25 protein-coding genes and 2 pseudogenes are annotated in these 23,797 nt (G+C 71.1%); 13 read left to right on the top strand and 14 right to left on the bottom strand.

Annotated elements, in window-relative coordinates; genetic code table 11:
- Positions 1-82 precede the first annotated feature (82 nt).
- Positions 83-1,318: a phospholipase D-like domain-containing protein gene (locus OHT52_RS11825; RefSeq protein WP_328720104.1), complete on the bottom strand. Its 1,236-nt coding sequence runs from the start codon at positions 1,316-1,318 to the stop codon at positions 83-85.
- Positions 1,319-1,469: 151 nt separating this feature from the next.
- Positions 1,470-1,820, bottom strand: a complete 351-nt coding sequence (locus tag OHT52_RS11830; protein WP_328720105.1) for a DoxX family protein — start codon at positions 1,818-1,820, stop codon at positions 1,470-1,472.
- 147 nt (positions 1,821-1,967) lie between these two features.
- On the opposite strand from OHT52_RS11830, the gene OHT52_RS11835 reads away from it, so the two are divergent.
- Positions 1,968-2,276 (top strand): winged helix-turn-helix transcriptional regulator, encoded by a 309-nt coding sequence (locus OHT52_RS11835; protein ID WP_328723705.1) that lies wholly within the window; start codon positions 1,968-1,970, stop codon positions 2,274-2,276.
- 28 nt (positions 2,277-2,304) lie between these two features.
- Here the strand turns inward: OHT52_RS11835 and OHT52_RS11840 are convergent, their stop codons facing one another.
- Both OHT52_RS11840 and OHT52_RS11845 read right to left on the bottom strand, forming a co-directional pair.
- Positions 2,305-2,511, bottom strand: a complete 207-nt coding sequence (locus OHT52_RS11840; RefSeq protein ID WP_328720106.1) for a hypothetical protein — start codon at positions 2,509-2,511, stop codon at positions 2,305-2,307.
- Between the two features lie 93 nt (positions 2,512-2,604).
- Positions 2,605-4,092 (bottom strand): helix-turn-helix domain-containing protein, encoded by a 1,488-nt coding sequence (locus OHT52_RS11845; protein ID WP_328720107.1) that lies wholly within the window; start codon positions 4,090-4,092, stop codon positions 2,605-2,607.
- A 397-nt stretch (positions 4,093-4,489) separates the two neighbouring features.
- On the opposite strand from OHT52_RS11845, the gene OHT52_RS11850 reads away from it, so the two are divergent.
- Positions 4,490-5,296 carry a DUF4232 domain-containing protein gene (locus OHT52_RS11850; RefSeq protein ID WP_328720108.1) on the top strand — a complete coding sequence of 269 codons (807 nt, stop codon included), beginning with the start codon at positions 4,490-4,492 and terminating at the stop codon, positions 5,294-5,296.
- Between the two features lie 117 nt (positions 5,297-5,413).
- Here the strand turns inward: OHT52_RS11850 and OHT52_RS11855 are convergent, their stop codons facing one another.
- Positions 5,414-5,872 carry an ATP-binding protein gene (locus OHT52_RS11855; RefSeq protein ID WP_443046784.1) on the bottom strand — a complete coding sequence of 153 codons (459 nt, stop codon included), beginning with the start codon at positions 5,870-5,872 and terminating at the stop codon, positions 5,414-5,416.
- Between the two features lie 184 nt (positions 5,873-6,056).
- On the opposite strand from OHT52_RS11855, the gene OHT52_RS11860 reads away from it, so the two are divergent.
- From OHT52_RS11860 to OHT52_RS11875, 4 genes and pseudogenes are all read left to right on the top strand, one after another.
- Complete coding sequence (locus OHT52_RS11860; RefSeq protein WP_328720110.1) at positions 6,057-6,842, top strand: helix-turn-helix domain-containing protein; 786 nt, start codon at positions 6,057-6,059, stop codon at positions 6,840-6,842.
- Positions 6,839-7,087 carry a DUF397 domain-containing protein gene (locus OHT52_RS11865; RefSeq protein ID WP_328720111.1) on the top strand — a complete coding sequence of 83 codons (249 nt, stop codon included), beginning with the start codon at positions 6,839-6,841 and terminating at the stop codon, positions 7,085-7,087. The genes OHT52_RS11860 and OHT52_RS11865 overlap by 4 nt, the downstream gene beginning before the upstream one ends.
- Positions 7,088-7,468: 381 nt before the next feature.
- A complete protein-coding gene (locus tag OHT52_RS11870; protein ID WP_328720112.1) occupies positions 7,469-8,278 on the top strand; it encodes a phytanoyl-CoA dioxygenase family protein in 810 nt (269 codons plus the stop codon).
- Positions 8,275-8,751: pseudogene (locus OHT52_RS11875) on the top strand (DUF6309 family protein); the annotation flags it as partial. The gene OHT52_RS11870 and the pseudogene OHT52_RS11875, both read left to right, overlap by 4 nt.
- 36 nt (positions 8,752-8,787) lie before the next feature.
- Here the strand turns inward: OHT52_RS11875 and OHT52_RS11880 are convergent.
- Entirely contained in the window at positions 8,788-9,534 is a 747-nt protein-coding gene (locus OHT52_RS11880) for an SDR family oxidoreductase (protein WP_328720113.1), read from the bottom strand.
- Between the two features lie 93 nt (positions 9,535-9,627).
- On the opposite strand from OHT52_RS11880, the gene OHT52_RS11885 reads away from it, so the two are divergent.
- The gene (locus tag OHT52_RS11885) at positions 9,628-10,962 is read left to right on the top strand and encodes an aspartate aminotransferase family protein (protein WP_328720114.1); all 1,335 of its coding nucleotides are present in this window, start codon (positions 9,628-9,630) and stop codon (positions 10,960-10,962) included.
- Between the two features lie 34 nt (positions 10,963-10,996).
- Here OHT52_RS11885 and OHT52_RS11890 read toward each other — a convergent pair whose 3' ends face one another.
- Together OHT52_RS11890 and OHT52_RS11895 are read right to left on the bottom strand one after the other, a co-directional pair.
- On the bottom strand, positions 10,997-11,590 hold the full coding sequence (locus OHT52_RS11890) for a dihydrofolate reductase family protein (RefSeq protein WP_328720115.1): 594 nt from the start codon (positions 11,588-11,590) through the stop codon (positions 10,997-10,999).
- 250 nt (positions 11,591-11,840) lie between these two features.
- Positions 11,841-12,851, bottom strand: a complete 1,011-nt coding sequence (locus OHT52_RS11895) for a quinone oxidoreductase family protein (protein WP_328720116.1) — start codon at positions 12,849-12,851, stop codon at positions 11,841-11,843.
- A 483-nt stretch (positions 12,852-13,334) separates the two neighbouring features.
- Between OHT52_RS11895 and OHT52_RS11900 the strand changes: the two genes are divergently transcribed.
- From OHT52_RS11900 to OHT52_RS11910, 3 genes are all read left to right on the top strand, one after another.
- Positions 13,335-14,576: an MFS transporter gene (locus OHT52_RS11900; protein WP_328720117.1), complete on the top strand. Its 1,242-nt coding sequence runs from the start codon at positions 13,335-13,337 to the stop codon at positions 14,574-14,576.
- A gap of 25 nt (positions 14,577-14,601) precedes the next feature.
- On the top strand, positions 14,602-15,384 hold the full coding sequence (map, locus tag OHT52_RS11905; RefSeq protein WP_328720118.1) for a type I methionyl aminopeptidase: 783 nt from the start codon (positions 14,602-14,604) through the stop codon (positions 15,382-15,384).
- Between the two features lie 449 nt (positions 15,385-15,833).
- Positions 15,834-16,379 carry a hypothetical protein gene (locus tag OHT52_RS11910; RefSeq protein WP_328720119.1) on the top strand — a complete coding sequence of 182 codons (546 nt, stop codon included), beginning with the start codon at positions 15,834-15,836 and terminating at the stop codon, positions 16,377-16,379.
- A gap of 23 nt (positions 16,380-16,402) precedes the next feature.
- Here the strand turns inward: OHT52_RS11910 and OHT52_RS11915 are convergent, their stop codons facing one another.
- The gene (locus tag OHT52_RS11915; protein WP_328720120.1) at positions 16,403-16,777 is read right to left on the bottom strand and encodes a hypothetical protein; all 375 of its coding nucleotides are present in this window, start codon (positions 16,775-16,777) and stop codon (positions 16,403-16,405) included.
- A gap of 174 nt (positions 16,778-16,951) precedes the next feature.
- On the opposite strand from OHT52_RS11915, the gene OHT52_RS11920 reads away from it, so the two are divergent.
- Together OHT52_RS11920 and OHT52_RS11925 are read left to right on the top strand one after the other, a co-directional pair.
- Entirely contained in the window at positions 16,952-17,767 is an 816-nt protein-coding gene (locus OHT52_RS11920) for a DUF4253 domain-containing protein (RefSeq protein WP_328720121.1), read from the top strand.
- Between the two features lie 272 nt (positions 17,768-18,039).
- The gene (locus OHT52_RS11925; RefSeq protein WP_328720122.1) at positions 18,040-18,570 is read left to right on the top strand and encodes a HEAT repeat domain-containing protein; all 531 of its coding nucleotides are present in this window, start codon (positions 18,040-18,042) and stop codon (positions 18,568-18,570) included.
- Between the two features lie 70 nt (positions 18,571-18,640).
- On the opposite strand, the gene OHT52_RS11930 is transcribed toward OHT52_RS11925, so the two are convergent.
- From OHT52_RS11930 to OHT52_RS11940, 3 genes and pseudogenes are all read right to left on the bottom strand, one after another.
- Entirely contained in the window at positions 18,641-19,723 is a 1,083-nt protein-coding gene (locus OHT52_RS11930; RefSeq protein WP_328720123.1) for a DNA polymerase III subunit beta family protein, read from the bottom strand.
- A gap of 145 nt (positions 19,724-19,868) precedes the next feature.
- Positions 19,869-20,330: pseudogene (locus tag OHT52_RS11935) on the bottom strand (YxiG-like protein); the annotation flags it as partial.
- Positions 20,331-20,426: 96 nt separating this feature from the next.
- Positions 20,427-21,395 (bottom strand): SDR family NAD(P)-dependent oxidoreductase, encoded by a 969-nt coding sequence (locus OHT52_RS11940; protein WP_328720125.1) that lies wholly within the window; start codon positions 21,393-21,395, stop codon positions 20,427-20,429.
- Positions 21,396-21,594: 199 nt separating this feature from the next.
- Here OHT52_RS11940 and OHT52_RS11945 point away from each other — a divergent pair, with 199 nt between their 5' ends.
- Positions 21,595-22,032, top strand: a complete 438-nt coding sequence (locus tag OHT52_RS11945) for a MerR family transcriptional regulator (protein WP_328720126.1) — start codon at positions 21,595-21,597, stop codon at positions 22,030-22,032.
- An 84-nt stretch (positions 22,033-22,116) separates the two neighbouring features.
- Here the strand turns inward: OHT52_RS11945 and OHT52_RS11950 are convergent, their stop codons facing one another.
- Both OHT52_RS11950 and hemB read right to left on the bottom strand, forming a co-directional pair.
- A complete protein-coding gene (locus tag OHT52_RS11950; protein ID WP_328720127.1) occupies positions 22,117-22,680 on the bottom strand; it encodes a hypothetical protein in 564 nt (187 codons plus the stop codon).
- 94 nt (positions 22,681-22,774) lie between these two features.
- Positions 22,775-23,779: a porphobilinogen synthase gene (hemB, locus tag OHT52_RS11955; protein ID WP_328720128.1), complete on the bottom strand. Its 1,005-nt coding sequence runs from the start codon at positions 23,777-23,779 to the stop codon at positions 22,775-22,777.
- Positions 23,780-23,797 lie beyond the last annotated feature (18 nt).

The following is a 23,797-nucleotide window of genomic DNA, read 5'->3' on the forward strand; positions in this document are numbered from 1 at the left end:
GCGGGCGGCGGCCCGGGTGTACGGCGGCTGGGGCCTTCCGTCTGCCCCGCGCGGAACGTGCCACACCTGGGCCAGGCAGGGATCAGAGAAACCGGCGGATCGGGTACACCGACGCCTCGCGGGCCCGCTGCGTCAGCGAGCGGCGGCGCCAGCGGCGGCCGTCGATCAGTTCGCTCCGCGCGCGGTCCTGCTCGAAGTGGCCGTCGAGCACGGCGGTGAACTCGGGGTCCAGCACGGCGAGCATCACCTCCTCGTCGTGGTCGAGGGAGCGCCGGTTGAAGTTGGTGGAGCCGATGAGGGCGGCGACCCGGTCCACGGTGAGGGTCTTGGTGTGCATCATCGTCGGCTGGTACTGGTGGATCTTCACGCCGCACGCGGTCAGGTCCTCGTAGTACCGCTGCCCGGCGAGCTGGCAGACCCGCTTGTCCGTGTGCGGGCCGGGGAGCAGGATCTCGACCTCGACACCGCGACGGGAGGCGGCGCAGAGCAGCTCGGTGAAGTACGCGTCGGGCGCGAAGTACGCGGTGGTGAGGCGGACGCGTTCCTCGGCGGATTCGAGGACGACCCGGATCAGGGTCTGCATGTCCTGCCAGCCGAAGCTGGCGGAGCCGCGTACCACCTGCACGATCGAGTCGCCCTCCTGGGCGCCGGGCACGAACCGGTCCTCGGCGTCGAAGAGTTCCGGGTGGCACTCGGCCCAGTTCTGCGCGAACGCGGCGGCGAGGCCGTCGACGGCGGGGCCGCGCAGCCGCACGTGGGTGTCCCGCCACTCGTGTTCGTCGCGCGCGTCGCCGCACCACTCCTCGGCTATCCCGACCCCTCCGGTGAAGGCGGTGCGCTCGTCGACGACGAGGACCTTGCGGTGGCAGCGGTGGTTCTGCTTGAGCGGCGAGAGGTAGAGCGGCTTGCGGAACCAGGCGACGTGCACGCCCGCCTCGCTCATCATCGCCAGCTGGTCCTTCTCGATGAGCCGGCTGCCGAACCCGTCGAGCAGCAGCCGTACCCGGACCCCGGCCCGTGCGCGTTCGGAGAGCGCCTCGGCGAACCGCTGGGCGATGTCCCCGCGCCAGTACACGAAGGTCATCATGTCCACGGTGTGCTCGGCTGCCCGTATCGCCCCGAGCATCGCGCCGAATATCTCGTCGCCGTTCCGCAGCGGGAGCAGGTCGTTCCCCTCGGTCGCGGCGATCCCGATCAGCCGTTCCAGCCTCCGTCTGAGACGCTGGACCCGCTCTGCGGAGAGCTCTGGGTCGATCGTGCCGACGGGGTCGGGCGCGCCGCTGCCGGAGGGCGCGGCGTCGAGCGTGCTGCTGGTCATGGATCACCTTCCGGAGGACGAGGACTGGGGCCCGCTGCCCCCGGCGGGGGCCGGGGACGAGCGGTCGGCCGTCGTTCCGGCTGCCCGCGATACGCCGGGTCACTCCCGTACGGTCCTCAACAGGCGAGGCGGCGTGGCCTGGCACGGCGGTTCAGAGGGTGGCGGCACGCAGCACGATCAGGGCGACGGAGGCCACCGCGAGGCTCGCCGCCGGAAGCGAGCCCTTGTGGTCGCCGACGCGCAGGTGGGAGGCGACGGCCCCGGCGAAGTAGAGCGTCAGGCCGATCGCGGCGGCGATTCCGACGGGCCCCCAACGAAGTCCGGCGACCGCACCGGCCGCGCCCGCGATCTGGGCGGCTATCAGGAACACCATCAGGCTCTGTGGCACACCGAGGGTGGACATCTGCTCGGTGATGTGGCGCGTCCGCAGGGACTTGGCGGTGGCCGAGACCAGAAGCAGGGCCGCCATGACCACAGTTGTGACGGCGAGGGAGATGAACACGGGACACCCCGATCATGCGGTGGGCGAGCAGGAGGCGTGCGCACCTCGACGACGATAGGCAACCGTCAGGAACCTCCGGGTAACCTTCAGGGTGTGAGCCTGCGACCCGGAAACCTGTTCCTCGCCGACTGCCCCGCTCTCCTCGCCATGGAGATCATCGCGAGCAAATGGTCCATGGTCACGCTCTTCGCGCTGACCGACGGCCCGCTGCGGCACGGCGAGTTGGTCGAACTGAGCGGTGGCATTTCGCGCAAGGTACTGACCCAGACGCTGCGCCGCCTCCAGGCCAACGGGCTCGTCGAGCGGCACGCGTACGCCGAGGCACCGCCACGCGTGGAGTACAGCCTGACCGATCTCGGGCGCACCCTGGAGGAGCCCATCCGGATGCTCACCGCATGGGCGCGGGAGAACGGCGAGGCGATCGTCACCTTCCGGGAGGGCGAGGAGACCGCCTGAGGGCTGTCCACAGAGATTGGTATTCAGGTCACGGGGGGAGGGTGTCCAGGAACGGCCGCCCGTGCACGCTCATGAGGTGAATCACCCGCGCGTACACGGCGTCGTCCTCGATGACGAGGGCGAGGCGATCACGCGTGTTGAAGATGGTGCCCAGCGCGACCCTCGTGCGGAGGACGACCCAGCCCTCCTCGGAACCGTCCCACACGTAGTGGTACTCAGCAGCTTCGTCCGCCATGCGATCCGACTCCCTTCAGGTGCGACGGCCTCGGGAACGGCCCACGGTCAGTTCATGTTCCACTCGTATCCCAGGGAGCGGAAGCGGCCCTCGTCACTCCCCCTCGTCCGCCATGGACGGGTCGGAGTAGTCCTTGTCCATCCACTGCGCCCTGTCCTGCCAGTAGATGTACTCGGGCCGGGCCTTGATGCTGCTCGTGCGGAACGGCTCGCCGTGATCGTCCACGCGCAGAGTGCCGCTCCGGTCCCCGCTGGTCCAGTCGAGCTCCAGGTACCAGGACACGTCGTGCCCCTCCACGTGGGCGTCGAGGTTGAGGACCTGGACGTCGGTGGAGCTCGTACGGAACGGGAAGTCCTGCGCGGGGACGACGGCGTCCCCCTGCTGCCCTGCGACCGGCTTGGTGCGCGGCTGGTCGTCGTCCAGGTCGATGTCGAAGCTCTGCGGGGTGATGGCGCTGCCGCATCCGTCGGCCATCGAGAAGGCGTTCCAGGCGAGCGGCGCCTTCCGCGTCATGACCCGCACGTGGAGGCCGCTGACGACGACCGCCTCGGACGAGGAGCCCTGGAGCGTCAGTTCCAGCAGCTGCGAGCCGCCATCCACACCGCCCAGCGACTTCGCCCAGCCCCGGCTGCTCTGCGGGGACGGTGGAGGCGGTACGTCGTTCGGATCGTCGTCCAGCAGGGTGTACTGCCCGCAGGGCGAATCCCAGTTGTACGAGGTGATGGTGGCGCGCAGCGGAACCCCGTCCGACGACACCGCCCCCGCCCCCTTCTTCGCCGGGCCCGCTGTGGCGGTCGGCCCGGAGGCGGTGGCGGACGCGGACGCCGACGCGGACGCCGACGGGGACGCCGTGGGCTTGGCCGACGGCTTGGGGGACGGGCTCGGCGAGGCGTTCCGTACGGCGGTGGCGGTGGCCCCGACCGCGTCGGTGTTCCGGCCGTCGTCGGAGCCGCCCGCGACGTTACGGGCGATGAGCACGGACGGCACGCTGAGGGCGATCACCACGGCGGCGGCCAGCAGGACGCGCCTACGCCGGGACCACGGACGACCGGGACCACCGGGGCCGGTGGATCCGCCGGGCCCACCGGGCGCTCCCTGGCGTCCCGTCACCAGCGGCTCATCGGCGTCAGGTGCGGCCGGGGCCGGAATCGTGGCCATGGCCGAGGCCGGGGCCGGGGTCGGAACCGGAGCCACGGCCGGGGTCGGGGTCGCAACTGGTTCCGCTTCCTCGTCCGCCACGGATTCCGCTTCCGCGTCGTCCGGCCGGGCCCAGGAGGGGGTGGTGGGAGCGGCGGGTGCGGGCGGCGCCGCCTGTTCCTTCCGCGCGCCACCCTGCTTCTTCGCCTGGTCCGCCAGAATCCACTGCCGGTGCAGCTCGACCATCTCGTCCGGTGCCGCCCGGCACAGCCTGGCCAGTCGCTCGACCGGCGCGAACTCGTGGGGAACCGCGTCGCCGTTGCAGTAGCGGTGCACCGTGGACGTACTCATGTGGAGCCGCTTGGCCAGCGCCCCGTAACTCATGCCGGACCGCTCCTTCAGCGCGGCCAGCGCTGCGGCGAAGTCCTGGATTTCCGTGCCCACCCGACAGTTCCCCCCTCGTTCCCGTCCCGGAAGAGCGTTCCAGGCACCTCATATATCCGCAGGTCAGAGGCCGTTCCAGCGTTCCGGCGTCCCAGGTCGGCCGTGATCCATTGCCGCTGGGACGAGGAGCCGGACAACATGTGGCCATGCCGGGTCGCCGACCGCGAACGGCAGACACCCACCCACCTCACACACGGAGTCGTCATGCCCGAATCCGGCCGAGCAGGCCTCATCGGAGCCGTGGCCACAGGGGTACCGATCACCGTCTCCGCGGCGGCTCTCCCACTCCTGTGGCACTGACGACCACGTCATTGTCCAGCACACCGGTTCACCCTCGGGACGCCCAAGCGGCGCGCCCCGTTCCGCCCAAGGCATTTCCGGAAAGAGGAAACTCATCATGCGTCAGCTCCGCACCCGCCGTATCACCCGTGCCTCCGTCTTCGGCGTCGCCGCCCTGATCGGCGCGCTCTCCCTGACGGCCTGCAGCGAGGAGGACCGGGCCACGATCGACCGGGCCATCGCCTCGTCCCCGGCCGTCGCCGACGACGGCGCCCCGCTGCCGGACCCGGCCGCCACCGGCGCCGCCACGACGGACGGCACGACCGCCACCCAGGCGAACACCTCGACCTCCGCCGGCTCCTCGGGCTCCTCGGGCTCGAAGTCCTCGGGTTCCGCTTCCGGCTCGGGCAAGTCCTCCGGTTCGGGCACCTCGGGATCCGGCAGCTCCTCCACGGGATCGTCCGCCGGCTCGTCCCGCAGTTCCTCGGACGACGAAGCGCCCAACTACCCGAGCTGCGACGGCACGAACAGCAAGGTGAAGGGCAGCATCCTGAGCCGCCCGATCAACCACGTCCTGCTGACGGTCACGAACACCGGATCGAGGACCTGCAACGCCGTCGGCTACCCGGGCATCGGCTACGAGGGCGCCCAGGCGGTCATGGCCTACGACGAGAACAGCGTGCCCCAGTCGGTGATCGCGCTGGAGCCCGGCCAGTCCGCGTACGCCTCCGTGCGCACCTCGGCCGCGGACGGCAGCGGCGAAGGCGGCTTCGACGTGAAGGCGCTGCGGGTGAACTTCCAGGACAACGGCGGTGACTTCAGCGGCGGTCAGGTGACCGTCACCCTCGGCAAGTCCGTCTGGATCGACAGCTCCGCGCAGGTCACCTACTGGCAGTCCGACTTCGAGACCGCCACCTCGTTCTGAGGAACTCTCCTACGGGACTTACGTCCGCCTTGCTCCCCGCAGCGGTGGAGGCGGCGTCACCCACACGGCGGGTGCCGGGCGCGAGCCGGCACCCGCCGGGCCGTATCCGGCCGTACGTCACCGGGGTGCCGTGCCCTTCGCGAACTCGCACCAGACGATCTTCCCGGGCTGCCGCACCACGGCTCCCCAACGGTCGGCGAGCGCGTTCACGATGATCAGCCCGCGCCCGGACTCGTCGGCCGACTCGCTCTCCTCGGGCCACGCCCTCTCCGAGGCCCGGACCGACTCCGGGCCGTCACCGCTGTCGTGGAACTCGATCCGCAACCCGGCCTCGGCGTCGATGCTCTCGATCCGTACGAGATACCCCCGCCCGGCCGGCACCCCGTGCAGCACGGCGTTGGTCGCCAACTCGCTCGCGCACAGCACGACATCGTCAACGCGCTCGCCGAAACCCCACTCCTGGGCGACGCGCCGCACGAACTCCCTCACAGCGGTGACCGAACGCCGATGGCGCCAGAAAAAGATCTCACGCACAGCAGCGGCAGGCTTGGCACGCACGGGGAGCGTGGGGTGCACGGGGCGAGAGGTGGTCTCTTTTGTTTCGTTCACCGGGCCAGAGTCACCCTCGGTGACTACGCTGATGCAGTGCGCGCACCCGTACAAATCTTTTGTACGGGTCACGCGCGCGTGACGTACGGGTCCCCGTGGGGATGGGGAGGGCATGCACACCAGGAATCGGCAGCGCAGGAATGCGTCAGCCATGAAGCTCGTCGGCAAACTGGTCAGCCTGTTCCGTATCGAGGCAGGCCTCACCCAGACCCAGTTGGCGGCGAGCGTCGGCGTTCAGGTCGAGACGATCGCCTCGATCGAGCAGGGCAGACGCGCCCTCCTCCCCGACCTGGCACACCGCCTGGACGAACTACTCGACACCAAGGGCGCCTTGGCGACAGCGGTGGAGAACCTCCCGGAGGTGGACCTGATCCCGGCCTGGGCCGAGCAGTACATGGACCTGGAACGCGAGGCGCTGGCGCTGTCGTGGTTCGAGAACCAGGTGCTGCCGGGGTTGCTCCAGACCGAGGAGTACGCGCGGGCGGTGTTCCGCAGCAAGGTACCCGTCCTTAGCCCGACGGAGATCGAGAAGCAGGTTGCCACTCGCATCGCCCGGCAGGACATCCTGCAACGCGACTCCCCGCCCACCCTGAGCTTCATCATTTCGGAAGCCGTGGTCCGAGATCGTCTTGGCGGTGACAGGGTCTACTTCGTGACCCTTCAGCACCTACACGCTTGCACAGATCTCGCGGGTGTCACCCTGCAGGTTATGCCCCTGGGCCGGACAGATCACGCGGCACTCGATGGTCCGTTCATCTTGCTGGAGACGCCCGACTTCCAGCACCTGGGATACACCGAAACCCAGCGGGGTAGCCAACTCGTGGCCGACGCGAACGAGGTCAGCATCCTCACTCAGAAATATGCAATGCTGCGGACGCAGGCTCTCAATGCGGAAGACTCGAAGGGCCTGCTGGACCGGCTGCTAGGAGAGCAATGAGCACCGCACACATGTGGTTCAAATCCAGCTACAGCGGTAGCGAGGGCGGCGCTTGTGTAGAAGTCGCTTTCTCTTGGCGGAAGTCCAGCTACAGCAGCGAACAAGGCGGCGCCTGCGTCGAGGTCTCCGCCCACCCCGCCGCCGTCCACATCCGCGACTCCAAGAACCCCGAGGGCCCCATCCTCACCGTCGCCACCGGTAGTTGGAGCGCATTCGCCGCCTACGCGGCCACGGCTTCCGCGTAGGAGCCCGTGGCACGATCCAGTAGATGTCGGCCGGTGGGGCGCATCCGGCGTGACGATGCGCCCGTTCGTGAGGGCGTCGCCGGTCGACCGGCGGCGGTCCGAAGACGCCGCCTGACTCGGAGAAAGGCCCCGGGGCCACCCCACGTCGGGCCGGTTCCCGTCCCCCGGTGCGCATTCCGGCCGTCCTCCGCCGGACATCGGTGCATCACCCGTTTCGGGAAACCCTCTCCGCCTCTCCGAGACACCGGCGTCACACCGCGGGCGCCGGTGACCGGCCATTCCGCTGCGTGTCGGCATGGTCGCGGAGGGGCCGGGATATGGATGGCACGACCCGTGCCACCCCCCGGGTCACCCATCGGCGTACATCGGAGGTCAAGCCGCGTGACCGTCTCTTCGCATGCCGCAACGCAGATCGACGAGTTCGACGAAAAGGGCTTCCTGGTCCTTCGGGGCCTGCTGCCCGCCGAGTTCGTGAGGCGCCTGACACGGGAGGTCGATCACTGGGTGGACTCGGGTCTGAGGCAGCGGTCCATCGACGCCTGCTTATGCCCCGAACGGTCCCCGGAGCCGGAAGCGGTCGAGCTGGAGATGGCGGCGCACGGCGAGTTGGTCGCCTACCCGCCGCTGCTGGAGCTGTTGGAGAACGAGAACCTGCTCGGCCCTGCTTTCGTGTTCCACCACCTCCACAGCGACCGCCGCCCGCCCGGGGCTCCGGGCAAGCCCTGGCACCACGATTACGAGCAGCGGCCCCAGCGCCATCGGCGGCTTCCGATGGTTCACGTCCTCCACTACGTCCAGGGCTTGCGGCCAGGCATGGGGGCTCTCGCCGTGCTGCCCGGCTCGCACCACGAGGTCGCGGAGAAGGACGCCCGCAGCCATCTGGGGACGGGGGTCCTGCCCGGGGAGTCACTGATCACCGAACTGCCCCCGGGGTCCGCCGTGGTCCTTCACTCCGCGCTGTTCCACACCCGTCGCGCCACGGACGCCTCCGCGTCCGGGGAGCCGGACCGCTACCTGATCGACGCGTCGTACTGCCGTACGGGTGAGCTGTGGCCTCCGGTCAAACCGTACTGGCGGCGGATACTGGCAGCCGGCCGGAAGCTCCGGGACGGGCAGGAACGGTGGCAGGAACTCTTCGAGGAACGTCACTTCAGCGCGTACGAATCGCATGGCGCCGGGCGTGCGGCATGAGGATTCTCCAGGCCGTCTCCTTCGACGAGGTACTGAGCCACTTCGGGCGGCACCATCCGTACCGCCCCGGGGACACCGCCAACTCCAACGACGAGGCGGAGCACCACATCCGCAACGCGCAGACCCTCTCGGAGGGCCGCTGGCACGAAGTGCTGCTGGAGGGACCGGAAGTCCGCGGTGTGGTGCTGCCCTGGCATCTGGGCGAGGGAGGGGACGTCGAACTGATCCCGAGAACCGGTCTCACCGTGCGGGTCGCCGCCGCCCGGCTGACGACGCTCGGGGCCACGTACACCCGGTCCAACCCGCTGTGTGCACACAAGTTGGACCGCCAGTCCCGCGCCGTACCCACCGCGGTGTTCCTGAGCGCCCGGGCGGTAGGAGGTCCGGACTACGAACGGCTGACTGTCCGGGAAGGGCTGATCCACCTGGACGGGCTGCACCGGATGCTGGCCTGGGAGCGGGCCGGTCTGCTGGTACCCGGCCGGACCCTGAAGGCTTACGTGGCGGGCCTACCCCCGGCCGACGTAGGGCATGGCGCTGGGCATCACCAGGACGGACTGGATGTTCACCCCGACCGGAAGGGCGGCCATGGCCCGGAACGTGTCGACCACGTGCCGGACGTCCATGGTGGGCTCCACCCGCAGTGAGCCGTCGGGCTGCCGGACGGCGGGCTGGGGGCGGTCGGCGGGAGTCACGTTGCCGATGTCGATCTGCCCGCAGGAGATGTCGAAACGGCGGCCGTCGAGAGAGAGCGAGCGGGTGATGCCCGCCACGGCGTGCTTGGCGGCGGTGAAAGCGATCGAGTCGGGTCTCGGGATCTGCGCCGAGGGAGCACCGTTGTTGATGATCCGTCCGCCCCGGGGAGTCTGTGTCTTCATGATCCGGAAGGCCGCTCGCGAGCACAGGAAGGCTCCGGTGGCGACCGAGTCCATGACCCGGTGCCAGTCCGCCACGTCCACGTCTTCGGTGGCCGTGTACGGCATCAGGTCGGCGGCGTTGTTGAAGAGCAGGTCCAGCCGCCCCCACCGTTCCACCACCGCGGAGAAGAGCGCGTCCACCGACTGCGGGTCGGTGACGTCCGCGGGCAGCACCACCGCACGCGCGCGGCAGGAGGCGTCGGCCAGGCGCGCCGATTCCTGCAGCCGCTCCTCCCGCCGGCCGGTCAGCACGACCGTCCATCCGTCGGCCAGGAGGCCCAGGGCGCAGGCGCGTCCGATGCCGCTGCCCGCTCCCGTGACCACAGCAGTCCTCACCACACCGCACCACCCCTTCGCCAACACCCTCTGCAGCAACGGGCACGAACATCCAACAGCGTGTCCCCGGGCACGACCCAGCAAACAGGAGCGACCATGAATGACCGTTTACAGGCCCTGCACGGCACGGACGGCAGCCGATCCTGGTTCGAACGCGCCAAGCAGTCACTCGCGGGCGGGATCAGCTCCTCCTCCCGTCTCACCTCCACGGGCCCGCACCCCTACCCGCTCTACATCACCAGCGGGGCGGGCTCCCGCATCCGGGACGTCGACGGCAACGAGTACGTCGACTACCTCATCTCCTACGGCAGTGCGATCCTCGGCCACGCCCCGCCCGTGCTGACGGACGCCCTCACCCGGGTACTGCACACCGGCACGATGTTCGGCACCTGCAACGTCCCGGAGGTCGAGCTGGCGGAGACGATCTGCCGGATGGTGCCCTGCGCGGAGCTCGTCCGCTTCGCGAACTCCGGCAGCGAGGCCGTACAGGGCGCCGTACGCGCGGCCCGCGGCCACACCGGACGCTCACGGATCCTGAAGTTCGAAGGGCACTACCACGGGTGGTCGGACACCCTGGCGATCTCGAACCGCCCCACCGAAGCCGAAGCAGGCCCTCGCACAGCCCCACGGTCCGTGCCCCACTCCCCGGGAATCCCCGCCGGCGTCGTGGACGACGTGGTGGTGTGCCCGTGGAACGACCCGGCCGCACTGCGCATGGTCCTCGACGCCAACGCCGGGGCTCTCGCCGCTGTCATCTGCGAGCCGATCGTCGCCAACAACGCCTGCACCATGCCCGAGCCGGGATACCTCGAAGCCCTCCGCGAGGAGTGCACCGCCCGGGGCATCGTGCTGATCTTCGACGAGGTCTGCACCGGGTTCCGCACCGGCCCCGGCGGCGCCCAGGCCCTCTTCGCCGTCGTGCCCGACATCGCCGTGTTCTCCAAAGCCCTCGGGGGCGGACTGCCCATCGCCGCCTTCGCCGGACGCCGGGAGATCATGGAAGAACTCGCTTCGGGACGCGTCAAGCACGGTGGCACGTACAACGCCTCGCCGCTCTGCGCGACGGCCGCGCTGGTGACCTTGCGACAACTCGGTGACCCGGACGTCGTCCAGCGCATCGAGGACGCCGGCCGGCAAGTGATGGAAACGGCGCAGAAGGCCGCCCACGACCGGGGAATCCCCTGCTCGGTCCAGGGCGTCGGCGCCATGTTCCAGACCGTCTTCACCTCCGACGGCCTGCCCACCCGCAACTACCGCGACCTGCTGCGCGTCGACCAGGCCCGGTCGCACGCCTTCCGCCACGAACTCCTCAAACGCGGAATCCACGCCAACGCCTTCCCCATGGCCTGCTGGTTCGTCTCCGCCAGCCTCACGGACGACGACCTCGCAGCGACCTGCACGGCCGTCACGGAGGCGTTCGGAGCCCTGTGACGACGATCTGCGGTGCGGGGGTTCCCGGAACGGCTCAGCTCGCAGGCCCCTCCGCGCCCGTGCTGCCGCCCTCCGCCTCGTACCGCAGCAGCACCACCCCGCTGCCGAACGGCCGGGTCTCCACGAGGCGCAGGTTCGTACGGGCGTCGGTGTCGCGGAAGAGGGGGCTGCCGCGCCCGATCAGTACGGGGTGGACGTAGATCCGGTACTCGTCGATGAGCCCGTGCCGCCGGAAGGCGTCCGCCAGCGTCGGTCCGCCGACCACCAGGTCACCGCCCGGTTCCGCCTTCAGCGCGCGGATCGCGTCGGGGTCGACCTCGCGCACGAGGGTGGAACCCCAACCGACCTGGTCGAGGGTGCGGGAGTAGACGTACTTCGGCATGTCCCGCCAGATGACGGCGAATTCGGCCACCGTCCCCGTGTTCGCCGGGTCGGCGTCCGCCGTGGGCCAGAACTCGGCCATCAGCTCGTACGTCACCCGCCCGTGGATGAACGCGCCCATCCTCCCCAGCTCGTCGTTGAAGTGCTGGTGCAGCTCCTCGTCCACGAAGTGCCAGTCGATGTCGTGGTCCGGCCCCTCGAAGAACCCGTCAAGGGAGACGGAGATGGACAGGATGAGCTTGCGCATCGGCGGCCTCGCGGATCGACTGGGGTACGCGGCACGGCGTGCGGAGCACGGGTACCGCGTACGGGTGCGGGTGGCCCGAAACGTTACGCGGGCGGGGCCGCCCGGCCCGTGACCCGTACCCGCCCGGCATGTCAGGCCCCGGGGAACATCGGGTACAGCGGCTTCCGGTGACAGAGGCGTGACCCGGATACGCCAGAAACCCGCCACCACTTGATCTTGGCCCGCTGACCCCCGACCCCGTCGCCCGCGATCAGCTCTGCGTCTCCTCGCGGCGTCCGAGAGCGGCCGCGTCGGGTACGACGAGCAGCTTGCCGGTGGTACGCCGAGCCTCCAGATCGCTGTGGGCCCGGGCGGCCTCGGACAACGCGTAGCGGCCCGTCACGGTGACCTCAAGCGCCTTGGAGCGCACCCACTCGAACACATCGGCGGCCCGTCGGAGCAGTTCGGACCGATCGGCGATGAAGTCCCCGAGGCTGGGCCGGATCAGGGTCAGCGAACCGCCGTGGGCGAGCCGAATCGGATCGAACGGCGGCACGGCACCGCTTGCCGCGCCGAAGAGCACGAGATGGCCGCGGGTTCGCAGGCTGGCGAGGCTCGCGTCGAAGGTGTGCGCGCCGACGCCGTCGTAGACGACCGGCAGTCCCTGACCGCCGTTGAGGCGCTTCACCTCGGCCGCGAGATCGCCGACCGCGGAGGAAAGGATCACCTCGGCGGCCCCGGCACGCTTCGCCAGCTCGGCCTTCGCCGTGGTCGACGTGGTGCCGATCACCCTGCCGCCGAGATGGGTGATGAGCTGGGTCAAGAGCAGCCCCATGCCACCGGCAGCCGCATGCACGAGCACCGTGTCGCCCCCCTGAACCGGGTAGGCGTCCTTGACGAGATAGTGCGCGGTCATGCCCTGGAGGAGCACGGCGGCGGCGGTCTCGAAGCCGATGTCGTCGGGCAGCGGCACCAGCCGGGAGGAGTCCACGACGGCCCGCTCGGCATACGTGCCGGGAATCTCCACCCAGCCGACCCGGTCCCCGACTGCGACGTCGTCGACGCCGGGGCCGACGTCGACGACCGTGCCGGCGCCCTCGGAGCCCGGGGTGAAGGGCAGCGGGAGGCTGTAGCGGCCTTCGCGGTAATAGACGTCGAGGAAGTTGACCCCGGACGCGGCGACCTCCACGACCGCCTCGCCCGGACCCGGCCGCGGCTGGTCCACCTCGGCCTCCCGCAGCACCTCGGGACCGCCCACTTCGTACACCTGAATCGCCCGCATGACCCCTCCAACAACGGCTTTCCCACCACCAACCCCGTTGATGGCGATCCGATTCCCGGCAAGCGGACCAGCCCGCCGCTTCCGCTACCAGAGCGGCGGCGTCCGCCTCACCCCTCCGGGAGGCGCGCCACACGCGGGGCCGGCGGGGCCGGAACAGCGCGGTGGGGACGCCGGGGCGGTCATACGGGGTGGAAGCGTGATGGAGCGGTCACCGAACCGGCCCACCGTCACTCGTCACAACGCCCCGCGAGCGACTCCCGGTTCCCCTGGGAGATGTGACATTTCGCCAGGTCGGCACGGCTATCGCGGCGGGAGGGCCGTGGTGCATCGTCCCGGGGCGGCCACGAGGCCCGCAGGAAGGGGAACAGACACTTGAGGACTTCGCGCGGCGTGGAAGCCGACGGGGCATCCGGCCCGGCGTCGGACGGTCCCGACACGCCAGCGGTACCGGACCAGGCGGCCCGATCCCGGGGGTCGGGGCTCGTGACGCGCGGGCTGCTGCCCGAGCCGGGTCCCCGGCGGACTCTCGCGGCGGCGACCTTCATCAGCTCCATCGGCAACGGCCTCTTCATGACCGCCGCCGCGCTCTTCTTCACCCGCTCGGTCGGGCTGTCGGTGGCGCAGGTCGGCCTGGGCATGGGAGTGGCGGCCCTCGTCGGCCTGTCGGCCGGGGTTCCGGTGGGGCGGGTGGCCGACCTGCGCGGACCCCGCGAGACGTATCGGGTGATCCAGCTGGTGCAGGCCGTGGCGATGGCGGTGCTGGTGCTGGTGCACTCGTTCGGCATGTTCGTGCTGGTCATCACCGTCACTCAGCTCGCCTCCTCGGCCGGCGCCGCCGCCCGGGGGCCGCTGACGCGTGGGCTCGCCGGGGCCGAGCCCACGAAGTACCGGTCCTACCTGCGGGCCGTTGCCAATCTGGCCGGGGCCTGCGGCGGGGTCATGGCCGGCGTGGTGGTGCAGCTGGACACCCGGGGCGCATACCTGGCGCTGGTGCTGGCCAACGCCCTGAGCTTCCTGCTCTGCGCGGCCCTCGTGGGCAGATTGCCGCACCAGACGCCGTCCCGGCAGCAGGAGTCCGGGACCGGCGTCCCACCCTTGAGTCGCTGGGAGGTGCTGAAGGACCGTCCGTACGTGGCGGTCACCGCGCTGGACTCGGTCCTCTCGCTCCAGGGGCACGTCCTGGTGTTCGCGCTGCCCCTGTGGATCGTCGGGCACAGCGCGGCCCCGCAGTGGCTGGTGGGCGGGTGCGCGGTGATCAACACCCTGATCGTGGTGGCGTTCCAGGTACGCGCGAGCCGGTCGGTCGTCGACACCGCCTCGGCGGGCCGGGGCGCGGCCCGTTCCGGAGTGGCGTTCCTGCTCGGCATGGCGTCGGTGGCGCTCGCGGCGGGGGCCCCGGCGTGGCTCGCCACCGCCCTGATCGTCGTCGGCGTCGTCGTGCACACGGTCGGCGAACTGTGGTACACCGCCGCCTCGTTCGAGCTGAGCTTCCGACTGGCTCCGGCCCACGCCCAGGGGCAGTACTCCGGACTCGGCGCCACCGGCACCGGCCTGGCGAGCTCCCTCGCACCCTCCGTCCTGGGCCTGTTCTGCATCGCCTGGGGCGTTCCCGGCTGGCTGGCCCTCGGCGGCGTCTTCGTGCTCGCCGGACTGGCGATGCCGTACGCGGCCCGGTGGGCCTGTCGGGATCCCCATTCTCATACCGGTATAGTTAGACCGGTATAGTTATTGGACGTACGGGAGAGACCCCATGATCGAGATCCTGAACTCCGCGCGACTGGAACGGGCGAGAGAGACCGGCGCCCTGGTCGGAGACATCCTGCACACGCTGAAACGGCGCAGCACGGTCGGGACGAACCTGCTGCAGATCGACCGGTGGACCAAGGAAATGATCACCGAGGCGGGCGCGCAGTCCTGCTACGTCGACTACGCGCCCTCCTTCGGGCGCGGCCCGTTCGGGCACTACATCTGCACGGCCGTCAACGACGCGGTGCTCCACGGACGGCCTCACGACTACACCCTGGCGGACGGGGACCTGCTGACACTCGACCTCGCCGTGGCCAAGGGCGGGGTGGCCGCGGACTCCGCGATCAGCTTCCTGGTGGGCAAGGCCAGGCCCGCAAAGAGCGTGGCGATGATCGAGACGACCGAACGCGCGCTCGCCGCCGGCATCGCCGCCGCCAAGCCCGGGGCGCGCATCGGCGACCTCTCCCACGCCATCGGCACGGTACTCGGCGAGGCGGGTTACCCGGTCAACACCGAGTTCGGAGGGCACGGCATCGGCTCGACCATGCACCAGGACCCGCACGTGGCCAACACCGGACGGCCCGGCCGCGGATACGAGCTGCGCCCCGGACTGCTGCTCGCGCTGGAGCCCTGGATCATGGCCGACACCGCCACACTCGTCACCGACGCCGACGGCTGGACGCTGCGCAGCGCCACGGGCTGCCGGACCGCGCACAGCGAGCACACCATCGCCATCACCGAGGACGGAGCCGAGATTCTCACCCTGCCGACGCGGGCACGACCGTAGGAGGACGCGGCGACGGGCGACCCGGCGGCCACGAGCGGGGGAGCGACGGTACCGGCGCCGCTCGACCGCCGGGCCGGGGCGGGGGCACACCCGGCCGGTCCGGGGACACACCGGCCGGTCCGGGGACACACCGGCCGGGCGGGGGCCCCGGGACCCCCGGGTCTCCCGTACCTCACCCACTCGTAACCCGACGAGAGCGCGTCGGGTACGTGCACGCGCCCCGTACTCCCCGCCCCTCGTGCGCCCCCCAGTGCGCCACCGGCCGCGATTCGCCGGGCACCACCCCGGGCAGCATCTCCTGACACCCGTCCCGTGCCACCGGCTGGAGCCGGTGCCGACCGGCATCCGCCTTGCCGCCCGGGGCCCACCGGCCCGGGTCCCGCCCACCGCGCACGGCTCCCGCCCCGGGGGCCGCTCCGGCTCCGAACACCTCGTGAGGTTGCCTCCGTATGACCGTGATCGTCGGGCTCGTCCACAAGAACCGCGTCCACCTCGGCGGCGACTCGGCAGGGGTCGCCGGTCTCTCGATCACCGTGCGCCGGGACCTCAAGGTGTTCCGGAACGGCCCCTACGTCATGGGGTTCACCTCGTCGTTCCGCATGGGACAGCTCCTGCGGTACGCGTTCGAGGTACCGCACCCGAGCGGTGACCTGGACCGTTTCATGGTCACCAAGTTCGTCGACGCGCTGCGCTCCTGCCTCAAGGACGGCGGCTGGGCACGCAAGGAGTCCGAGCAGGAGCAGGCGGGCACGTTCCTCGTCGGCATAGCCGGGCGGCTCTACACCATCCACTCGGACTACCAGGTCGGCGAACCCTCCGACCAGTACGCGGCGGTCGGTTGCGGGGACGACATCGCCCTCGGCGCGCTCCACGCCACAGGCGCGCTCGACCTGAAACCTCGGCAGCGCATCACCGCGGCACTCCAGGCGGCGGCCCACCACAGCGCCGGCGTCGTCGGCCCGTTCACGTACGCGACGACGCCGAAGGGGGACTGAACGGCGCGCACGGGAGGGCCTGTTCACCCCTCGGCGGCTTCTCCGTCCACCGGAGGGGCGTCCACGGGAGCGGTGTCCACGACCGCTCCGTCCACGGCCGCACCGCCCGGGTGGGTGGCTCCGGACGTCCTGGACCGGGCCGGCGGGAGGTTGATATCGGCTGTACGCAGGGCCCGTTGGAGGGGGCTCCGGCCGGGGGGAAGCTCCAAGTCGATGTCCGCGATGAGCAGCCGGCCGTCCGGGAGGCGCGAAGTCTTGGTCCGCTTGGCCGGGTTGGCGTGGCCGACCGCGCCACTCTGGTCGTTCTCGCGCTTCTGGTCGCCCTGCCGCGCCGATCCGGACCGCTCGGGTCGCTTCGACGGATCGGGGCGCTCGGGGTGCTTCGGTTGAGGGGCCATGTCTCCTCTTCGGCGGCGGGGGCTCTGCGGATGCCCCGCCGAAGGATTCTCGCGCGAACCGGGCCCAGAAAAAGGAGTGTTCGAGCACTTCAGGCCGTACCGAGCCCCCCTGTCAGGCACGGTGTCAGTAACGCCGCGACGACTCTGTCAGTGGTCCCCCTTAGTGTCTGCGGCATGGCGACGCTTCCGAACCCCCTCCCGTCCCTTGCCTCCCATGGGCTGGATCTGCCGTCCGGCTCTCTCGTGGACATCACGATCGACGGCCCCTGGCACGAACCTCTGTTCTGGTACGGGAACACGGCGGCGACCCCGGGCGGCTTCGCGTCCCTGCGCGCCATCGGCCGACCGGTCGGGCTGCTGCCCGTGCTGATCGACGAGGGCCCGCGCCAGGAGCCGCCCGGGGCCTGGGACCTCGATCCCGGACGCGTCTCCTACCCGGGGGACCACGACGCCGAGGAGGTGCTCCTCAGCTTCTGGGAGCCGTACGCCGCAGACGAAGCCGGCGACGCCGGCGAGGAAACCGCCGACGGCCCCGAGTGGCCCGGCCTGGCCCCGTCCCCGGCCGCCGCGGGTCCCGGCGAACCCGATCAACTGGCCGCCGGTCTCGCCGACATGCTCAGCAGCCTCCACCTGGACGGCGACGGCACAGGCCTGCGCCCGGCGCTCGTACCCGCGCGGCGCAGCGCGGACATCCCCGCCGCCATCGGCTGGACGGGTCCGGTCAACCACGAGGACGACGTCGCCCGCCTCTGCGCGGTGCTCCGCTCCTGGGAGGACCGGTTCGGCATCCGGGTCGTGGCACTGGGCTTCGACACCCTGACCGTGTCGGTCGGCCGCCCGCCGACCACGCTCGCCGAGGCGCGGGCGCTCGCGGCCGAGCACTACGCCTTCTGCCCGGACACCATCGACCAGAACCCGCCGTACGACCTCGACGCGTACGCCGAGAAGCACCTGCTGAACCGCGAGTCCTGGTCCTTCTGGTGGGACTGACCGGCCGGACCCGGCCATCCGGACCTGCCGGACCTGACCGGTCGGTGGGGTCCTCCTGTGAACGCGCGGTCCGGCTTCCACGAGGGGAGAAGCCGGGCCGCGCTCCGTCCACCGGCACGACGGGCCGGGGCGGGACGCCGTCCCGGTGCCGCCGCGCCGGTCCTCGCCCGCCCACGCGCCCGCCCGGCCCGTACCGCGTGCTCACCCACGGAGCGGGGTGCCGGGACGCGGCCCCATGCGTGGAACATCGCGTCCGGGGAAACGCATATCCCATGAACCGGACGGAAAAGCTGATCGCGGAGTACGGAACGCTGCCCCAGGAGAGCGACCGCAGGCGGGAAATCGTCTACGACCTCGGCGGCATGCTCTCCACCGAGCCGGACCATCCGGGCATCCTGTCGTTCCTCATCGAGGTCGTCGCCGATCAGGAGGCGTACGACCTCGCCCGCGTCGAGGCGACGAAGCCGCTGCGGCTCTGGCCCCCGTCCGACCCGGAGACCTGGCGCCTCGCGGGTGCCGTCCTCGTCACGGCCGTCGAACACCCGGACGAGGACCTGGTCCGGCAGTACGCGGTGATGGCGCTGGGCTCGTACGCGGACGACTCCGTCGTGCACGCGGCGCTGGCCGAAGCCGTCCTGAGCGACCCCGACCCGCTCGTACGGGACAACGCCCTCGCCGCCCTCAGCGAAGCCGGTCCGAGCGAGGGCCGGGCCGAGGTGCTCCGCCGGCTGTCCACCGACACCCACCTCGGCCACGAGGCCGTCCGCATCCTCGCGGGCTGGGAGCAGGAGGCGACCGGGTAGGGCCTGTCCCGTGCTGCGGGCCCGTCGCCGCCGGTCCCGGCTTGGGCGCGGGCGCACGCCCGTCCAGCGGTCAGCTCTCCAGGCGGACCGGCATCAGCATCGAAAAGGTGTCGTCGGTGTCGGTCCGGCGGATCGCCAACGGTGCCGTGGGGGCACCGAATTCCAGGATCAGCCGGTCCGGGGAACCGGCGGCGAGGGCCTCCAGGAGGAACGCGCGGTTGACCGCGACACGGCTCCCGCCACCGTCACCGTCCTCGCACACGGTCACCCGGCCGTCCGCCGCCACCTCCAGCACGCTGAGGTCGAAGGAGACACCGTCCTGCTCCCGCGCCTCACTCGGGCGTACGGGCCCCGCTTCCACCGCTTCCCGGAACGCCGCGACATCGACGGGGGCACGGAGCCCGGCAGGCAGGCGGACGAGGCGACGGTAGTCGGGGAAGCCCTGATCGACGCACTGGCCGGCCGCCTGCCGGTCCCCCGTCTCCAGGATCACGCGGCCACCGTCCACGGTGAGCCGGACGGACGCGTCGTCGCCGAGCAGCGCCCGCATGGCGTCGACGAGCGGGGACGGCACGACGGCCTGCACACGGGCCCCGTCGTACCCGGTGGCACCGGCTCGCGCGACAGCCATCCGGTACCGGTCGGTGGCCACGACGTGAAGAACCTCGCCCTCGATGTCGAACAGGACACCGCCGAGCATCGGCAGCTCCGGGTCGGTTCCGGCGGCGAACCGGACCGCGTCCAACGCCGCGGCCAGCTCGGGCGCGGAAACGGTCAGCCGGACGGGGTCGGTGCGGAGCACGGTCATGGGATTCTCCCTGCGGTCGAGTAGAGCTCGGAGCGCGGAGAACTCGGTGCGGGCATCGGACAGCCCCCGTTCGAGACGGCGCAGATGTGCCTCCAGCAGCTTCCGCACCAGGTCGGTGTCGGCTCCGGACCAGCCCGCCAGCACCAGCCGGATGTCCGCCAACGGCATACCCGCCCGGCGCAGCCGTGCGAGCAGCCGTGACTCCTCCAGCTGCTCGGGTCCGTACCAGCGGTATCCACTGACCGGATCCACCCGGGCCGGGACCAGCACCCCGGCACCGTCGTAGAACCGCAGGGCGCTCACGCTCAGCCCGCTCTCCCGGGCCATCCCACCAATGCTGCGCATCTCGCTCTCCACGTCCGGAACTCTGGGCCCTCCACCAGGTCGAGGGTCAACGACTCGTCGTCCCGGGCGTTCAGGAACCGGCGGACGGACCCCCGGACGGGACCCCGGGCGGGACGGATCCGGACGGACCGAGATCCTCCCCCGCGACGAAGGGCGCGTACCCGACCGGGACCTCACTCACCTCAAGATCCGAGAAGAGGAGGTTCAGGTCGTGCGCGTTCGTCTCCATGCGGACCTCGTGGAAGTCGATCCCGACGGCCTCCGTCCAGCGGCGGGTGGCGTCCGACCCGGGGAGGAGCCGGATGTCGTACAGCTCGTGGAACCTCACGCCCCACACGTACGCGCCGAGGGCGGGGTCGGCGGTGTCGAGGTCGAGCAGACGATCGTCCAGAGACGCCCGCCAGATCTCCGCGGACTGGGACGTCTCGCACCGGGCCTCGACGCAGTACCGGAAGAGGTACCGCAGAAAGGTCGGCGTCCCGGCGTGCGGGCCGCCGGGGCCCACGTCGAAGACGACCTCGTAGTCGCGCATGCGGTTCGTGTATCCGTGGTGCACGACGAGCTGATCGACATCCGTGTTCAGGCGTTCCAGAAGGGCAGGGTCCATGCCCCCTTCTACCTCGGCGGCCGGCTCCCCGGCCCCCGGGGTACGGGGGCGCCCCGCCCCGCAGGCCGGAGGCCGCCCGGCCCCCGGCCTGCGGGGTCACCTGCCGACCGGGGTGGCGCCGGTCGCCGCCATGGACAACTCCCAGAGCCGTTCGGCCGCTTCGGGATCGACGGCGTGGTCACGGACACCGTCTTCGTCCGTGGAGTCCGGGGTCCGGGCGTGCGCGATGTCACAGTCTTCGAGGTAGAGCCCGCCCCGGCCTTCGAGGAGTGGGGACGTGGCGGCCCAGAGACCGGTGGCGGCGCCCTGCGAGGGAGTCTTGAAGTCGGGCCCCACGACGTTCCGTCGCTCGTCCACCCAGCCTCGATCGATCTGCTCCTGGAGCGTCATATCCCGCTGCAGCCCGGTGATGATCTTTCCGGGGTGGAGAGCGAACGTACGGACGCCGTCGTCACGTCCAAGGGTGTCGAGGTGTACGGCGAACAGCACGTTGGCGGTCTTCGACTGGCCGTAGGCCAGCCACTTGTCGTATCCGGTACGGAAGTGCGGGTCGTGCCGACGGAAGCCGGTCAGGGCGTGCCCGCTGGAACTGTTGACGACGATGCGCGCGCCACCGGCGGCGGCGAGGAGCGGGTAGAGCTCGCAGGCGAGAGTGAAGTGCCCGAAGTGGTTGGCGGCCAACTGGCCTTCCCAGCCCGGCCCGACGCGCCGTTCGGGGGTGGCCATGACGCCGGCCACCGCCATCAGGAGGTCGAGCCGGGTCACGGAGGCGGTGATGCGCGCGGCGGCCTCCCGCACGCTGTCGAGGTCCGTCAGGTCCATGGGGAAGACCTCGCAGCCCTTCACGTCGTCGAGGGCGGCGGCGGCGATGCCGGGCCGCCGTGCGGGAACGATCACCCGGGCCCCGGCGGCCGCGAGAGCCCGGGTGGTCTCCAGACCGAGACCGGAGTAGCCCCCGGTCACGACGGCGGTCTTCCCGGAGAGATCGACACCGGCCATGACGTCCTCGGCGGTACTGGCGGCGGAGAAGGGCGAGCCGAGCGGCTGCTGGTCTTGGGTGGTCATACCGAGAACGCTACGAGCTGGAGCGGGGTCTAGATCAAGCCCTGCCGCCGTCCCGCGATGCGTGGTGGATCGTGGTGCGGCGTCACGGGCGGTGCCTCGGTGGGCGGAGGCCCTTGGACCACCGGACTTCCGGCAACGCGGCGAGATGCCGTGGTTGTCGTCACCCGCCAGGAATCGCAGGACGCCTTAGAGTGCGGGGATGACGTCTCCCGAGACCCGCGCGGAGCAGACCCGCGCGGAGCAGCTGAGCATCGGCGAGGTGGCCGAGCGGACCGGTCTCAGCGTGCACGCACTGCGCCTGTACGAGCGCGAGGGCCTGCTGATCGCACCGGTCCGGCGGAACACGGGCGGCCGGCGCCGCTACACCACCGCGGACCTGGAATGGCTGCTGATCTGCGTGCGACTGCGGGAGTCGGGAATGCCCCTCGCCGAGCTCAAGCGGTTCGCCGGGCTCGTACAGGACGGGCCGGGCAACGAAGCGGACCGCCTCCAGCTCCTCAACGCCCATCAGAAGCGCGTCGAGGCCCGGATCCGGGCGCTGGAGGAGTGCCATTCCGTCATCGCCCGGAAGGTCGGCATCTACTCCGACCACCTCGCACGCGGCGCCGCCGGCGGACTCTGGGACCCGCGGGGCTGACGGGACCGACGGGGCGGGACGGGGCGGGACGGGACCCGCAAGGCTGACGGGACCGACGGGCGGGCCCGAGGACCTGCGAACCGGTCAGGTGGAGACGGCCGCGGCCAGCTCCCCCACCGTGGCGACCTTGTGCCACCGGCCGCCGCGCCCGCCCCCGCACCACCACGCCGGTGGGCCCGACAGGTCCGCTTCGCCCGGGCGCTCGCCGTCGGCGCTCTCCGGAGGGTAGGTGTGCGTGCCGGTCCCGTGGGCCGGGCAGACGGGCCATACCCGCCGAAGGAGTTCCATCAGGGTCTCCTGCGCGGCCTCCGCGACCACGGCGAGAAATGTGTCCGGGTCGTCCGGCTCCGGTGGGTAATCCTCGTCCGGTTCCCACGCGTTGACCGCGTTGCCCTGCCAACTTCCGTCCGGCATCGCCACGTAGACCTGTTCGCCACCGGTGGAGGCCGGGGACGGCGGCTCGGACGAGGGGACGCTCACCAGTACCAGCGGTTCCTGGCCCGGCAGGGTCGCCCGCACGTCGCGGTTGACCACCGCGAGCGCCGCCTCCAGCTCCGGCCACCGGCCGGGCTCGGCCGGCACGGGGTCCGCCGGGTCGCGGGGACCCCCGTGACCGGGACAGGTGGAGGAGCACGAGAACTGGTTCACCGGGGGATCGTCCCAAGGGGCGGGCATGGGCGGCAACCCCGTTAAGCCGACCCCGGCCCCGACCCCCGGGCCCCGACCCCCGGCGCACCGCGTACTACACCGAACGCCCGCCCAGCCGCTGCGCGACCTCGGTCGCCCAGTAGGTCAGGATCATCTGCGCACCCGCACGCCGGATGCCCGTCAGGCTCTCCATGATCGCCGCGTCGCGGTCGATCCAGCCCTTCTCGGCGGCGGCCTCGATCATCGCGTACTCGCCGCTGATCTGGTACGCCGCGACCGGCACGTTCACGGAGTCGGCGACCTTGGCGAGGATGTCGAGGTACGGCCCCGCCGGCTTGACCATCACCATGTCGGCGCCCTCTTCGAGGTCGAGCGCCAGCTCGCGCAGGGACTCGCGGATGTTCGCCGGGTCCTGCTGGTACGTCTTGCGGTCGCCCCGGAGCGAGGAGCCGACGGCCTCCCGGAAGGGGCCGTAGAACGCCGAGGAGTACTTCGCGGTGTACGCGAGGATCGACACGTCCTCGTGCCCGGTCTGGTCCAACGCGTCCCGGATCACGCCGATCTGACCGTCCATCATGCCGCTGGGGCCGACCGTGTGGGCGCCCGCGTCGGCCTGGACCTGGGCCATCTCCGCGTACCGCTCCAGGGTCGCGTCGTTGTCGACGCGGCCGTCCTCGGTCAGCACACCGCAGTGGCCGTGGTCGGTGTACTCGTCCAGACAGAGGTCCGACATGACGACGAGGTCGTCGCCGACCTCGGAGCGCACCGCGCGCAGGCCCTGCTGGAGGATGCCGTCCGGGTCCGTCCCCGCCGTGCCCCGGGCGTCCTTCTTCTCGTCGGCCGGCACTCCGAAGAGCATGATCCCGGAGACCCCGGACGCCACCGCGTCGGCAGCGGCCTTCCGCAGGGTGTCCAGGGTGTGCTGCCGCACGCCCGGCATCGCCGAGATCTCCACCGGCGCGTCGATGCCCTCGCGGACGAACGCGGGCAGGATCAGGTTCGCGGGGTGGAGGCGGGTCTCGGCGACCATCCGTCGCATCGTCGGGGTCGTCCGCAGCCGCCGGGGGCGGGAGCCGGGGAAGTTTCCGTACGCAGTCATCCTTTGACCATAGACCCG

This window comes from Streptomyces sp. NBC_00247, from assembly GCF_036188265.1.
Classification (GTDB): Bacteria; Actinomycetota; Actinomycetes; order Streptomycetales; family Streptomycetaceae; genus Streptomyces.